Source organism: Acidovorax bellezanensis, from assembly GCF_025421555.1.
Taxonomy (GTDB): Bacteria; Pseudomonadota; Gammaproteobacteria; order Burkholderiales; family Burkholderiaceae_C; genus Comamonas; species Comamonas bellezanensis.
Genome location: NZ_JAODYH010000008.1, coordinates 212,334 through 225,646, shown reverse-complemented (window position 1 = coordinate 225,646; position 13,313 = coordinate 212,334). Strand labels below are relative to the sequence as shown.

The following is a 13,313-nucleotide window of genomic DNA, read 5'->3' as shown; positions in this document are numbered from 1 at the left end:
CGTGAACACCAGGACGTTGGTCGTCGCCGTGCGGCCTTGGACCACGCCGCCCACCAGCGACAGGTTCACCGCCTCGTTGGTGGCCGTGTCCACCAGCCCCGAGGCACCCACCACCACGCCCAGTGCATAGCTCAGCCCGCTGGCACCGGCACCGTCAGCGCCGAAGACCGGGCTGAAGTTGGCCGCGAAATTGGCCGTCGCATTGGTCGCCAGCACGGTCTCGTCCACTGTCAGCGTCGGCTCGGTGCCGGTCGTGCTGACGCTGGGCCCGTCGTCTTCGAAGGACATCTTGGAGCCGATTTCTGCGGTTCCCGTGGAGATCTGGAGCAGTTTGAAGCCGCCAATATCGAAATCGGCGTGGTCATTGCCCTTGGCCGTCAGTGCGGCCCCGTTCTCGACGAGCACGCGGTCGTGATCGGTCGTCGTGGTGTATTCGATCCGGTAGCCGGCCAGGACGCCAGTGATGGTGGCGACACCGGCTGCAAAGCTGATGGCTATGCTGGGATCATTCACCGATCCATTCGAGTTTTCGATAACCTGCCCGGTTGCGGCATTGATCACGCGAACATTCGTGATGGCGACGGTGTTGTCGTTTGCATAGCCATTGATGAAATTGACGCCACTCTCAGCGGCCGTGTTGAGGGCGGTGATCTTGACCTGGGCACTCTTGCCGCTTTGCAACTGGACCACGTCGAAGGAGGCGGTCCGTGTGCCGAAGACGGCGGTGAAGTCGATATTGGCTTCAACGTCTGCTTCGTTCTGGTCAAGATTGGGAATGGTGAAGTTCTGCAGGGCGCCAGTGACGAACGTGAAACGGATGCCCTCCTGCTCAGTGATCATCTGGTTGTTGGTGCCAAATGTCGTTGGGCCGCCCGCCTGGCTGGTATTGATCGTGTCGCCGGTGTTGATGTTTACGCCAGTCGACTGATCGGCCGGATTCTTGCCGGTCGCGATGATAGACACGTCCGAAATCCTGCCGTTGACCACCGTGGGGTTCGCCGTCGTGAACATCAGGAAGAGGTTCTGTCCGGAAGGGGCGTTGGCCAGACTGAACGTCGAGTCCTGGGTGGTTCCGATGAAGACCTTGTTCAGCAGATTGAGCGAATCATCGGGGTTGGTGGGGTCGTTGTGATAGAGCGGCTGGTACAGCGTGGTCCAGATCTTGCCTCCCGTCATCGACGCTCCGGTCTCCTCGATATAGGCAGCGAAAACGATCGCCCCATTGGGGTCCGCGCTGCCATCCGTTGCGGCTGCGCGACCGAGCACGATGTTGTTGTCCGTCGTGTCGGTATAGAGGTAAATGTTGGCACCGCTGGCGGTGTCAAGTCCGCTATCGAGCCCATCAAGCAGGGCGCCGGTGGAGTCGGTAAATCGGATATCCGTGATGGTTCCGCCGGAATCAGGCGTGATCGTGAAGGCATTGAGGCCTGTGTTTGAACCGTCGTAGCCACTCAATGCGGCGTCGATGGCCGCACCAGCGTTCAGCGTCGTCAGGCGCCCGGAAAACGCCAGTGGCAGAGAGCTCGCCAAAATGTCATTGTCGTCAGCGTCTCCCGGAATCGCTGGCGTGATGGTTGCGTTCTGCAAGTTCGGTGTTTCGTCAAGAGCCACCTTGACGCCGGTTGTCGTGATGAGTGCCATGATCGTTCTTCCCTTGGCAACTGAATGCCTGAGTTGGTGCCCTCAGGAGACATTTGCAAATCAATCCTTTCTGCGATTCAAGGCGGCCGAAGCGATGTCGAAGGCGGGAATGAAAGGGCCTTATGTTTAGGGCAGTTTGATAAAGCCGAAATGATTCTGCGATCGGGTATCTGCGCCAGCAATCCTCAAAAAATGGCCAAGCTACTTGCGTCAGGAGGGTCTCATTTCGCAGGTTTTTTGCCCTTTTGAGCTCAGTCTCCAGAGGGAAAAGTCATGTTTTCATGGTTTCCATGGGCGAAAAAATGGGGGTGTTTTTTTGTGTCAGTTCTGGTGGGTTCCAGAAAAATGTGTTAAGGATTTTCAATTTCTGGGAGCATCCGGAACAGGGGCTTTGTTGAGCACATGGACTGCCCTGAATTCATCCATCTGCAGCAGCACGTAGGCAGGCAGCTGGCTTGCTGGCCTAAAATTCTTGAGGCAGAGCGGCGCGCTCAGCAGCGGCTTGGAGCATCGCCAGCGCCGGCTGAAGAATCTGTTGCGCGGTCATTTTTTGACAATGCCCATGCTGGCGAAGGATTCATGCGGGAATGCTCAGCCGGAACCCGGCCCGCACTCTCCAGGCGGGTCTCGCCCCCGTGCAAAGAGGCGATCTGACGCACCATATTTCTCGCCCGAACTCAGACCGTTGGCCGCATCGCAATTTCCGCCGTTGGTCGCCATCGCCGGGGTATGCAACACGTCGTCCACCTGGAACACCTTCATTGAGGAGCCTGGGAGGGTATTCCTTGGCAGAAAAATGAAGCTGAGCGTTTCTGAGCACCGCAAAGCCGTCACCAGTAGCCAGCCAGGTGGTGGTCTTTGCCGTCATCGAAAGCAGGCCGGCGCAGTGCTGCGCCAGGTCACCCACCAGAACAGCAGCGCTGTCAGGCTGACGGCCGCCCCCAGCAGGCATACGCCTTGCCAGCCGGCATGGGCGTAGGTGATGGTCGTGCCTATGGCCCCGAGCCCGCTGCCGACCGCGTAGAACAGCATGTAAAGCCCAATCAGGCGGCTGTGCGCTTCTGGCCGGGTGCGAAAAATCAGGCTCTGGCTGGTGACATGCAGCGCCTGACCGCCCAGGTCGAGCAGCACGATGCCGAGCACCAGGGCCCACAGCGACTGCTCCATCAGCGACAGCGGCCACCAGGCCAGTACCAGCACGGCGAGTGCCGCCGCGCTGGTGCGCTGGCCATGGCCGCGATCGGCCCAGTGCCCGGCGCGTGCCGCCGCCAGCGCGCCCACCACGCCGACCAGTCCAAACGCGCCGATGAGCGTGTGCGAAAAGCGGTAGGGTGGCGCACTCAACGGCAGTACCAGCGCACTCCAGAAGATGTTGAACGCGGCGAACATCAGCAGCGCCAGGATGCCGCGCACTTGCAACACCTTTTCCTGCCGCAGCAGCGTCAGCATGGACGCGATCAGGCGCGGATAGCTCAAGGTGTTGGTGGAGACGGGCAGGGCGGGCAGACGGCGCCATAGCGGCAGTGCGACCGCCAGCATCAGCACTGCCGAGCAGAAGTACACGCCGCGCCAGCCGGCCAGGTCGCTCACGCCACCAGAGAAGACGCGGGCCAGCAGCAAGCCGATGAACACGCCGCCCTGCGCGGCGCCGACAACGCGCCCCTGCTCATGGGGAGCGGCCGCACTGGCTGCGTAGGCGATCAGCCCCTGCGCCATGGCCGTGCCCAGCAGGCCCACGCAAAGCATGGCCGCCAGCAGCGCGGACGCCGATTGCGCCATGCCTACGGCCAGCAACGCCGCCACCAAGCCGAGCATTTGCACCGCCATCAGGCGTCGGCGATCCATGCGATCGCCCAGCGGCACCAGCAGCAGCAAAGCCAGCGCGCAGCCGATCTGCGTGGCCGTGACCACACCACCGACGGCCGCATGGCTGATCGCGAAATCTCGCGCCAGCGCATCCAGCAAAGGCTGCGCGTAGTAGACATTCGCCACGCTCAAGCCACTGGCGGCGGCGAACAGCCACACCAGGCTGCGTGGCAAGGTCGGGGGGAGTGAAGAAGTCGTCATGATTCAACATGCAATCTAGTTGCAAAACAAAACTAGTTGAATGCTATGACATACGGTTTTAAAATGCAACCACATTCATTTCGCTTTTCAACCCATCGGAGATGTCATGCCACGCCGTGAACCCTTGACCGCTGAGCCTTGTCCGGTCGCCCGTTCCGTCGATGTCGTCGGGGATCGCTGGTCGCTGCTGATCGTGCGCGATGCCTTCGACGGCATGCGCCGTTTTGGTGACTTCCAACGCAGCCTGGGCGTGGCCCGCAACATCCTGTCCGATCGCCTGCGCAGGCTGGTCGAGGCGGGCGTGCTGCAAACGCAGGCGGCATCGGATGGCAGCGCCTATCAGGAATACGTGCTGACGGCCAAGGGGGAGAGCCTGTTCCCCATCGTGGTGGCGCTGCGGCAATGGGGGGAGCAGCATTTGTTCGCGCGTGGCGAGCGCCACTCCGTGCTGATAGACAAGCGCACGGGACAGCCCATTGCGCTGATGACGCCGCAGTCCACGGATGGCTCATTGCTGCTGCCGGCCGCTACCGAGGTGCAAAAAGTGCCGTAAGGCGATATCGCCGTGCATGTCGCATCGGCTCACCTTGCGGGCCATGCGCCGCCGCCCCATCTCTTGCTGGATAGCCAGCGTATCCATTTCATCGGACCCACCATGGCAGCACTGAATTTTCGACTGGAAAGATTCTCGACCCCGATAGGCCAGTTGCTGCTGGTCAGCGACGAACAGCAGCAGGTGCGTGCCCTCGACTGGCATGACTATGAGGAGCGCATGCATTTGCTGATGCGGCGCCAATACAAGGGGCTTGCCCTGGCGCTGCGGGAGACCAGCGCGGTGTCGCCCGCCGCGCGCATCCTGCAGGCCTATTTCGAAGGCGACCTGGGCGGCATAGAGAACATCCAGGTGGCCTTGGGCGGGACCGATTTCCAACGCCAGGTATGGCTGGCGTTGCGCAGCATTCCGGCGGGCCAGGTGCTCAGTTATCGGGATTTCGCCATGCGTCTGGGTCGGCCAGCGGCCACCCGGGCGGTGGGATTGGCCAACGGCGCGAATCCCGTCAGCATTGTGCTGCCATGCCATCGCGTCATTGGCAGCAATGCCTCGCTGACCGGCTATGGCGGTGGGCTGCACCGCAAGCGCTGGCTGCTGGAACATGAAAATGCCATTCCCGCCCTCGAAGCCGTGCCGCAAACCGCAAGCCTGCCGGGGTTCTGAGATGGAGCATCGCTGCCGCTGCCGCTGCACGTCACGCAATGATGACGAGCTGGACCGTCATGATTGGGGCAATTGGTCGTACTTGGTGCTGACGCCCCGCGATGCGGCGACAGGGTATTTGGCGGCATTGGAGGCCAGCTTGCTGACGATGGCGGCATTGAGGTCCACCCCCAGCACGTCCGCCAGATGAATGAGGTAAAGCGCGACATCCGCCAGTTCATCGCTCACCGCGCGGGCCGTTGCCGGCGCCGAAGCCGCGCCATGTGAATCGGCCTCGCTCATCCACTGAAAGATCTCGGTCAGCTCACCGACCTCGCCCGAGAGGGCCATGACCAAATTCTTGGGCGAATGGAACTGTTGCCAGTCCCGCTCCTGGGCAAATTGCCTGAGCGCCTGGGTTGCGCCGTCTACGGCTATCAAAGTCTTGTTCACGTTCTGTCCTTTTCAGGACAGATTGTTGCCGATTCGCCTGGACTGGGCGCTTCTTTGTCACGGGTCGGGATGAACCTGCAAAGCCGGTGCGATCAGCGAATCGCTGGCTTCCAGAAGGGGTTGCGGCATTTCATGGCGGGTGCCCATGAAACATGGCAAACGGAAATCCGGTGCGGCAAACGACAATAGGCGCATATTTGTAACCAAACGAATCATCTCGCCCCATCGAATGCATTATTTCCATCGCTTTGCTCAAGCCATGCACATGTGTACCGCCCGCTTGTCGATGCCTCTCCCCACGGATCCGCACCAGCCATGACCGTCCGTTCCAGGCGTGTGATGGGGGCCGCATCCGGAAACTGTCAGCAGTGCTTTACCCAGCAGTCATGCCCGGTGATCTGCACCCTGGGTGATCGAGTGGCCGAGCTTCAAGTCAAGGAGCACAGCTTTCGCGCCGGTGATGTGCTGGTGACGCAAGGAGCGACCTCGGCCGTCATCCTTATCATCAAGTCGGGCGCCACCATGCTGCTGCGCGACTCAGGCTACAGCCAGCGCCAGTCGATCGGCATGTTCGGGCGGGGTACGGTGATCGGCAGCTTTGGATTGCTGGGCCGGACCAATCCGGTCACACATGTCGGCATTCTGGAAGGTCGCTATTGCGAGCTGTCGCCCGCATCGCTGCAGCGCAGCGGGTTGCTCGAAGATCCTGTTTTCCTGGGCCACATACTCAATGCACTGGCGCATGTGCTCGAGAGCCATTTCAACTGGTGCCAGTTGAGCAAGGGCGACGGCGTGGTGCGGCGGCTGGCCGGGGCCTTGTTGCATCTGAGCGATCTGCAGTGCAGCTTGCGTGTACGCCTGCCGACCCAGACCATCCTGGCCGGTCTGCTGGGGACTACACGCGAGTCTATCGCCCGGGCTTTTGCCCGGATTGAAAGGGATGGCGGCGCCAGCCGCTGCGGCCGCAATTACTGCGACCTTCACTTGCCCAACCTGTTGCGGCATCTCGAAACACCGAGTCCGTCCTCGCTGCAATAACTCCACGAGTCAGGCTGCCTGGGCGGGCGTCGCTTTTCCGCACAGCAGGGGCGGCATGCAGTGACATGGATCACATCTGATGCAGATACCAGACCAATCGGGTGGATGCCCGCTATGGTCGGCACAGTTATTTTCCACAATGGTTTCTTCGCTGTCGCAGCGCCGCACGGAAGCGGCGGTGCGACCGGCGGATGCCCTGCATGTTGACCTGATCTACTTTCCCTATGAAAAACAACGGCCCCGTCACGCAGCGTGAGTACCCTGTGGGTGAGCATGAGACATTGCTGTCTGCCACCGACTTGAAGGGCCGCATCACGTATGCCAACGACGCCTTCATCGCCTGCAGCGGCTTTCAGCGCGACGAGCTGTATGGCAAGGCTCACAACCTGGTGCGGCACCCCGACATGCCGACCGCGGCCTTTGATGACATGTGGAGCACCGTCAAGAGCGGCCGCACCTGGACGGCACTGGTCAAGAACCGCCGCAAGGACGGCGATCACTATTGGGTGCGCGCCAACGCCGCGCCCATCCGCCAGCAGGGTGAAGTGACGGGCTACCTGTCGGTGCGCACCCGGCCCGACCGCGACAGTGTGGCCGCGCACGAGAATATCTATCGCGAGATCCGCACGGGAAGCCCACAGCTGGGCTTGCTGCGTGGCCAGGTGGTGCGCAAGAGCCTGCTGGGCTGGCACACGCGCTGGCGCTTCGTTTCGCTGGCCACGCGCATGCGCTTGGGCTTGAGTGCCTTATGGCTGGTGGGCGCCGCAGCCATGGCGTGGTCGGGGGGGCAATGGCCAGCGCTGGCGGGCTGGACGCTGGCCGTGCTGCTCAGCGGCTGGTGGTTGCGCGCGGCGCTGCATGGGCCGCTGCGACAGCTCGTGGCGCAGGCGCAGGCGGTGGCCAGCGGTCAGCGCGCCGCGCCCTTGTTCCTGAACCGCTGCGACGAGATCGGCGTGGTGATGCGAGGCATCGATCAGGCATCGCTCAACCTGATCTCGTTGGTGGGCGACATCCAGGGCAAGGTGGTTCGTCTGCGCAGCGGCGCGGGCGACCTGAAGCGGGGCAACGATGAATTGGCCCAGCGCACCCAGGAGGCCGCAGCCAGCCTGGAGGAAACCGCCGCCGCCAATGAACAGCTGGCCGCGACCGTTGGCAGCAACAGCGAGACCGCCATCCAGGCCGCGCAGATGGCGGCGCAGGCGGTGCGGGTGGCATCCCAAAGCGCGGCCATGGTGGCGCAAGCCCAGGAAGAAATGCGCGGCGTCTCGGCATCGAGCCAGAAGGTGGCCGACATCACCCGCCTGATCGACGCCATTGCCTTCCAGACCAACCTGCTTGCACTCAATGCCGCGGTCGAGGCGGCGTGCGCAGGTGAGCATGGCAAGGGTTTCGCGGTCGTTGCCTCGGAGGTGCGCGCCCTGTCGGTCAAGAGCGCGAGTGCCGCCAAGGAGATCAAGGAGCTCATGGACGCATCCATCGCGCAAATCGATGTGGGCAACCGCAGCGTAGCTTCGGCCGCCAGCATGCTGACCGAAGCCGTGCAGGTCGTCGAGCGCGTGGCCGCCATGATGGACGGCATACGCCTGGCCGGCCAGGAGCAGGCACATGGGGTGGCACAGATCAACCTGGCGCTGGCACAACTGGAGCAAATGACCCAGCTCAATGCCGTGCAGGTGCAGCACAACGCCCAACTGAGCCAGGTGCTGGGCGAGCAGGCCTTGCGCCTCGACGAGGCCGCATCGGTGTTCCAGCAAGGGGTGTGAAATGTACCGAACTTCCAACGAAGAAGACCTCGCCATGGCCGCACTGGAAGCTGCGCCGGACGGCATACTTATCGTGGATGATGTCGGCACCATCCTCAAAGCCAACCCGGCCACGGAGTTGTTGACTGGCTACAGCCCCGACGAGTTGTGGGGCCAGCCGATCAGCGTGTTTCTGCCGCCGCACATGCGCAGCAAGCACAGCCATCTGGTGAAGAGCTTTTTTCTGCACCCGGTGTCACGGCCCATGGGTATGGTCAGTCAGTTGCAACTGCTGCGCAAGGACGGCCTGCCGGTACCCGTCGACATCGCCTTGGGGCACTGCACCATGGGCGAGCGCTCGGTGGCGGTGGTATTCATACGTGACATGACCGCGGTGAAGCGTCTGCAGGAAGATATGCACTACCAGGCCACGCACGACGGACTCACGGGACTGGTGAACCGTTGGATGTTCATGCAGCACTTCGAGCAGGCCATCCAGCGGGCACGGCGCAGTGGCCGGATGATGGGACTCTTGCTGCTGGACCTCGACGAGTTCAAGGACGTCAACGATTCCCATGGCCATGCGGCGGGCGATCAGGTGTTGATCGAGGTGGCACGCAGACTGCGCAGCGGCTTGCGCGCCGGCGATGTGATTGCTCGGCTCGGTGGTGACGAGTTCACCGTGCTGCTGCCCGAGCTGCCATCGAAGGACCATGCGGTAGAGGTCGCGCAGAAGCTGCAGCGCAGTCTTTCGGCGCGCTGCCAGCTCACGATGGGTGAGGTCAGCCTGAGCGCCAGCATCGGAATGACCGTGTTCCCTGATGATGCGCAGGACACAGGCACGCTGATGCGCTTTGCCGACATGGCCATGTACGCGGCCAAGGCCCATGGGCGGAGCACGCACGCCATGTACCGGCCCGAAATGAGTGAAGCCCTGCGCCAACGCAGCCAGATTCACGAGCGGCTCAAGCGTGCCGTCGAGGCGCAGGCCCTCGAGCTGCACTACCAGCCCCAGGTGGATGTGAGCACAGGAACCATCGTGGGCGTGGAGGCGCTGCTGCGCTGGCAGGATGCCGAGTTGGGGAACGTGCCGCCCGATCGCTTCATTCCAGTCGCCGTGTCCACCGGCCTGATTCATCCGCTGGGTGACTGGGTGCTGGAAACCGCTTGTCGCCAGGCTGCCGAGTGGGCGGACAACGGAACACCGGTGCGCGTTTCCATCAACCTGTCGGCGCAGCAGTTTCGCCAGCAGCAGCTGCCGATGCGCCTGCAGCAATTGCTGGATCAGTACGGCGCGCGGGCCGAGCTGATCGAACTCGAGATCACGGAGACCGAAGCCATGGCCGACCCCGATGCGACCCGGCAGGTGTGCGCCAGGCTCTGCGCTTTGGGCTTCAGTATTGCGTTGGACGATTTTGGCACGGGCTACTCATCGTTGTCGTACCTGCGCCTGCTGCCGGTGTCACGCTTGAAGATCGACCGCGAGTTCATCCGCCAGCTGACGCACAACGACAACGATGCGGTGCTGGTACGCGCGGTGATCGCGATGGCCCACACCCTCGGTCTGCCGGTGGTGGCCGAAGGTGTGGAAACAGCCGCGCAATTGGCATTTCTGCGCAGCAATGGATGCGAAAGCTTCCAGGGTTGGTTGTTCGCCAAGGCCTTGCCTGCGGTTGATATCTCGCGCATGCTCGGCACCCCCGGCAGCCCGATCACGTTGACGCAGCGCTACTTTGCCTAGAGCTGCGCGTGAACTGCGGCTGCAGGGCGCCTGGCTTTACAGCGCCGAGATGTTCTTGTCCTTGGCGATCTTGCTCCAGCGCGTGTAGTCGGCCGCCAGGCGCTTGCGCATGGTTTCGGAGTCCTGGTAGTTGGCCACGGCGCCCGCGCCGATCAGCTTCTTTTGCAGCTCGGGGTCAGCCAGGATCACTTTCAGTTCCTTGTTCAGCTGGTCCACCACGGCGCGGGGCGTGCCCAGGGGGGCGATCAGGCCGCCCCAGGTGTCGGCGTCAAAGCCGGCAAAGCCCTGCTCGGCCACGGACTTGATGCCCGGCAGCAGCAGTTTGGCCTTGTTGGAGCTGCCGGCGATGGCGCGCAGCTTGCCTGCCTGGATGTGGGGCAGGGCGGCGACCACGTCGGCAAACATCACCGGGATCTGGCCGCCGATCAGATCGGTCACGGCGGGGGCGCTGCCGCGGTAGGGAATGTGCTGCATCTCGAAGCCGCCCAGATCCTTGAGCTGCTCCATCGACAGGTGGCCGAAGCTGCCGGTGCCCGAGCTGGTGTAGTTCAGCGGCGTTTCCGCGGCCTTGGCGTGGGCGATCAGCTGCTGCAGGTTGGTCACGTTGGGCAGCACGCGCGGGTTGATGACGATGGCCATGGGCAGGTCATAGACCGTGGCCACGGGCAGGAAGTCCTTGCGCACGTCGTAGGCGTTGTTGTTGAACAGCAGCGGAGCGAGCAGCGCCGGCATGCCGAACATCGACAGGTTGTAGCCGTCGGCGGGGGACTTGATGAACGCGGCCGTGCCGATCGAGCCCGAGGCGCCGGGGCGGTTTTCCACGATCATGGTCTGGCCCAGGCGTTCGCTGAGCTTCTGCGCCACGATGCGCGCGGCCGTGTCGGTGGGGCCGCCGGGCGGGAAGGCGACAACGATCTTCACCAGCTTGTTGGGCCAGGCCGGATCGGCGGCGAAGCTGATGCCCGAAACGGCGCTCAGCGCGCCGGCGGCGCCAGCGGCCAGCAGGTGGCGGCGATTGAGGGAAGCTTGTGGCTTGGTCATATCTTGTCTCCAGTAAAAAACGCTATTTAGATGATGTTGCTCGCGCGCAGTGCGGCAATGGCGTCGGGGGCCATTCCCAGCTGCTCGCTCAGCACGGCGTCGGTATGTTCGCCCAGGTGGGGCGGGGGCATGCGCACGGGAAGGCGTTCGCCGTCCATGGCGTAAGGGGGGGCGAGCACGGCTTGCGTACCGGCTTCGGTGTCGTCATAGCGGTGCAGCAGACCCGCGGCCTGCGTGCGCTCGGACTGCAGCGCGTCGAGCAGGCCCAGCACTTCACCGCAGGGAATCTGCGCGGCTGTGAGCTGGGCCAGCAGTTGGGCGCGTGGTCGCTGGCGCAGCGCTGCGTGGATCAGCGGCATCAGGACATGGCGGTGGGCCGAGCGTGCGGTGTTGGTGGCAAAGCGCTCGTCGGTCGCCCATTCGGGGTGGTCGATGATTTCGTTGCAAAAGCGCTGGAACTGGCCGTTGTTGCCCACGGTGATCACCAGCGGGCCGTCGGCGGCTTCGAACACGCCGTAAGGCACGATGGACGGGTGGGCGTTGCCGAACTTCGGCGGGTCGCCATCCTTGAGCAGCGCTTCCATGCCGTAGTAGCTGGTGATCATCAGGCCGCAGTCGTACAGCGCCATCTGCACATGGCGTCCCTTGCCCGTGGTGTGCCGCTCGTACAGGGCGGCGAGGATGGCCTGGGCGGAATACATGCCGGTGAACATGTCCACGGCGGCCACGCCGAATTTGAGCGGGCCCTGGCCTTCTTCACCATTCATGGCCATCAGGCCGGCTTCGCCTTGCACCACCAGGTCGTAGCCGGGGCGCTTGGCTTCGGGGCCGGAGCGCGAGTAGCCCGAGATCGAGCAATACACCAGGCGCGGGTTGAGGGCGCTGAGCTGTTCGTAGCCCAGGCCCAGCTTTTCGGCGCCGCCGACCTTGAAGTTCTGGATCACCACGTCGCTTTTCGCGGCCAGCTGCAGCGCGATCTCCTGGCCCTTGGGCGACTGCAGATCCAGGCTGATGGAGCGCTTGTTGCGGTTGGCGCTGTTGAAGTACGAGGTGTTGCGGCTGCCCACGCGCACGCCCCAGTCGCGCGTGTCATCGCCGCGGCTCGGGTGCTCGACCTTGATCACATCGGCGCCCAGGTCGGCCAGCGACATGGCGCACATGGGGCCGGCCAGTACGCGCGACAGATCGAGAACACGCAGACCAGCCAGCGGCTGGATGGGAAGGGGAGCGTTCATGCAACAAGGCCTTGTCCAGGAAATCTAAAACGAGGCACACAGACCCCACTAATTCGCGGTGCGTGCGATGCACCGTTCAGGTGCGTATTTTCATATGTTTAAAAAATTTAGCAATTGTGATAAAAATTGGACATTGTGTATCTGAAATATTGACAATGAATCTGGCGAATCTGTCCCTTCTGGTGGACATCATCGAAGCGGGCAATCTCAGCAAGGCCGCCGTGCGCCTGGGCGTGAGCCGGGCCAATGTGAGCCAGCGGCTCAACCAGTTCGAGCGCGAGCTGGACCAGCAGCTGCTGCGCCGCACCACGCGCCAGATCGAGCCCACCGAACTGGGCTGGAAGCTGTATGAACACGGCCGCGCCATCCGCCAGGAGCTGCTGGCCGCCACCGAGTCGGTGAGCAGCCTGGGCCAGAGCCTGCAGGGCACGGTGCGCTTGTCGGTGCCCAGCGGCTATGGCCAATTGACCATGTCGTCCTGGCTCACGGAGTTCATGCAGCGCTATTCGGGCGTCACGCTGGAGGTGGTCTTCGACAACGATATCGAGGACTTGCTCGAAGGCAAGGTGGATTTCGCCATGCGGGTGATGACCGAGCCGCCGCCGCATCTGGTCGCGCGCAACATGGGGCCGGTGCACTATGTGGCCTGCGCGGCGCCCGCCTTGGCGCAGGCCGGCGGAATGCCGAGCAGCCTGGCACAGCTGCACCGCGTGCCGCTCATCACGTCGAATCTCACCGGTCAGAAGCTGCGCCTGGCCGGCCACCACGTGGGCAGCAGCGCGCAGCTGCGCATAGAGCCGCGGCTGATGTCGGCCAACTTCTACTTTCTGCGCGACGCGGTTCTGCAAGGCCTGGGCGTGGGCATCGTGCCCGACTACATGGTGCGCGAGCCGCTGCAGCGCGGCGAGCTGGTGCGCCTGCCGTTCGAGCCCGGCAGCCTGGACTTCCTGTCCACGAACAAGTACCTGCTGTACATGCCCACGCGCTACCAGACCAAGGCAATCGCGACGCTGATCGACTTCCTGCTGGGCAAGGCGCAGGAGCAGGGCGCCCTGCCTGACGGGCCGCGGTGAGCGTTCGGCCTGGGCCGCGGCAGCGTGAAACCGGTTCTTGCCGGCTTGTTTGGCGGCAAAATCAAGCCATCCGCTGCATCGCGTCGC

At 63.2% G+C, this 13,313-nt stretch carries 12 protein-coding genes; 6 read left to right on the top strand and 6 right to left on the bottom strand.

Annotation, left to right across the window (positions count from 1 at the left end; translation table 11 throughout):
* On the bottom strand, positions 1 to 1,641 hold a 1,641-nt coding region (locus N0K08_RS17935), incomplete at its 3' end, for a DUF5801 repeats-in-toxin domain-containing protein (protein WP_261501765.1).
* An 864-nt stretch (positions 1,642 to 2,505) separates the two neighbouring features.
* The gene (locus N0K08_RS17930; protein WP_261501764.1) at positions 2,506 to 3,708 is read right to left on the bottom strand and encodes an MFS transporter; all 1,203 of its coding nucleotides are present in this window, start codon (positions 3,706 to 3,708) and stop codon (positions 2,506 to 2,508) included.
* A 106-nt stretch (positions 3,709 to 3,814) separates the two neighbouring features.
* Here N0K08_RS17930 and N0K08_RS17925 point away from each other — a divergent pair, with 106 nt between their 5' ends.
* Together N0K08_RS17925 and N0K08_RS17920 are read left to right on the top strand one after the other, a co-directional pair.
* Positions 3,815 to 4,261, top strand: coding sequence for a winged helix-turn-helix transcriptional regulator (locus N0K08_RS17925; protein WP_261501763.1), 447 nt, complete (start codon positions 3,815 to 3,817; stop codon positions 4,259 to 4,261).
* 102 nt (positions 4,262 to 4,363) lie between these two features.
* Positions 4,364 to 4,924, top strand: coding sequence for a methylated-DNA--[protein]-cysteine S-methyltransferase (locus N0K08_RS17920; protein ID WP_261501762.1), 561 nt, complete (start codon positions 4,364 to 4,366; stop codon positions 4,922 to 4,924).
* A gap of 57 nt (positions 4,925 to 4,981) precedes the next feature.
* Here the strand turns inward: N0K08_RS17920 and N0K08_RS17915 are convergent, their stop codons facing one another.
* Together N0K08_RS17915 and N0K08_RS17910 are read right to left on the bottom strand one after the other, a co-directional pair.
* Positions 4,982 to 5,356 carry a nucleotide pyrophosphohydrolase gene (locus N0K08_RS17915; protein ID WP_261501761.1) on the bottom strand — a complete coding sequence of 125 codons (375 nt, stop codon included), beginning with the start codon at positions 5,354 to 5,356 and terminating at the stop codon, positions 4,982 to 4,984.
* A 57-nt stretch (positions 5,357 to 5,413) separates the two neighbouring features.
* Complete coding sequence (locus N0K08_RS17910) at positions 5,414 to 5,572, bottom strand: hypothetical protein (RefSeq protein ID WP_261501760.1); 159 nt, start codon at positions 5,570 to 5,572, stop codon at positions 5,414 to 5,416.
* A 99-nt stretch (positions 5,573 to 5,671) separates the two neighbouring features.
* Here N0K08_RS17910 and N0K08_RS17905 point away from each other — a divergent pair, with 99 nt between their 5' ends.
* The 3 genes from N0K08_RS17905 to N0K08_RS17895 all read left to right on the top strand — a co-directional run bounded on the left by N0K08_RS17905 (position 5,672) and on the right by N0K08_RS17895 (position 9,877).
* Positions 5,672 to 6,394, top strand: a complete 723-nt coding sequence (locus N0K08_RS17905) for a Crp/Fnr family transcriptional regulator (RefSeq protein ID WP_261501759.1) — start codon at positions 5,672 to 5,674, stop codon at positions 6,392 to 6,394.
* 224 nt (positions 6,395 to 6,618) lie between these two features.
* Entirely contained in the window at positions 6,619 to 8,157 is a 1,539-nt protein-coding gene (locus N0K08_RS17900; protein WP_261501758.1) for a methyl-accepting chemotaxis protein, read from the top strand.
* Position 8,158: 1 nt separating this feature from the next.
* Positions 8,159 to 9,877 carry a putative bifunctional diguanylate cyclase/phosphodiesterase gene (locus N0K08_RS17895; RefSeq protein ID WP_261501757.1) on the top strand — a complete coding sequence of 573 codons (1,719 nt, stop codon included), beginning with the start codon at positions 8,159 to 8,161 and terminating at the stop codon, positions 9,875 to 9,877.
* Positions 9,878 to 9,913: 36 nt separating this feature from the next.
* Here N0K08_RS17895 and N0K08_RS17890 read toward each other — a convergent pair whose 3' ends face one another.
* Both N0K08_RS17890 and N0K08_RS17885 read right to left on the bottom strand, forming a co-directional pair.
* Positions 9,914 to 10,918: a Bug family tripartite tricarboxylate transporter substrate binding protein gene (locus N0K08_RS17890; RefSeq protein ID WP_261501756.1), complete on the bottom strand. Its 1,005-nt coding sequence runs from the start codon at positions 10,916 to 10,918 to the stop codon at positions 9,914 to 9,916.
* 26 nt (positions 10,919 to 10,944) lie between these two features.
* Positions 10,945 to 12,153, bottom strand: a complete 1,209-nt coding sequence (locus tag N0K08_RS17885; protein WP_261501755.1) for a CaiB/BaiF CoA transferase family protein — start codon at positions 12,151 to 12,153, stop codon at positions 10,945 to 10,947.
* Between the two features lie 155 nt (positions 12,154 to 12,308).
* On the opposite strand from N0K08_RS17885, the gene N0K08_RS17880 reads away from it, so the two are divergent.
* On the top strand, positions 12,309 to 13,226 hold the full coding sequence (locus N0K08_RS17880; protein WP_261501754.1) for a LysR family transcriptional regulator: 918 nt from the start codon (positions 12,309 to 12,311) through the stop codon (positions 13,224 to 13,226).
* The last annotated feature ends 87 nt before the right edge of the window (positions 13,227 to 13,313 follow it).

What these genes read in the sequence shown, in the direction of transcription:
- N0K08_RS17905 (WP_261501759.1), top strand. Translation starts at nt 5,672, where the DNA reads ATGACCGTCCGTTCCAGGCGTGTGATGGGGGCCGCATCCGGAAACTGT.
- N0K08_RS17885 (WP_261501755.1), bottom strand. Translation starts at nt 12,153, where the DNA reads ATGAACGCTCCCCTTCCCATCCAGCCGCTGGCTGGTCTGCGTGTTCTC.
- N0K08_RS17925 (WP_261501763.1), top strand. Translation starts at nt 3,815, where the DNA reads ATGCCACGCCGTGAACCCTTGACCGCTGAGCCTTGTCCGGTCGCCCGT.
- N0K08_RS17920 (WP_261501762.1), top strand. Translation starts at nt 4,364, where the DNA reads ATGGCAGCACTGAATTTTCGACTGGAAAGATTCTCGACCCCGATAGGC.
- N0K08_RS17895 (WP_261501757.1), top strand. Translation starts at nt 8,159, where the DNA reads ATGTACCGAACTTCCAACGAAGAAGACCTCGCCATGGCCGCACTGGAA.
- N0K08_RS17930 (WP_261501764.1), bottom strand. Translation starts at nt 3,708, where the DNA reads ATGACGACTTCTTCACTCCCCCCGACCTTGCCACGCAGCCTGGTGTGG.
- N0K08_RS17900 (WP_261501758.1), top strand. Translation starts at nt 6,619, where the DNA reads ATGAAAAACAACGGCCCCGTCACGCAGCGTGAGTACCCTGTGGGTGAG.
- N0K08_RS17890 (WP_261501756.1), bottom strand. Translation starts at nt 10,918, where the DNA reads ATGACCAAGCCACAAGCTTCCCTCAATCGCCGCCACCTGCTGGCCGCT.
- N0K08_RS17910 (WP_261501760.1), bottom strand. Translation starts at nt 5,572, where the DNA reads ATGATTCGTTTGGTTACAAATATGCGCCTATTGTCGTTTGCCGCACCG.
- N0K08_RS17880 (WP_261501754.1), top strand. Translation starts at nt 12,309, where the DNA reads ATGAATCTGGCGAATCTGTCCCTTCTGGTGGACATCATCGAAGCGGGC.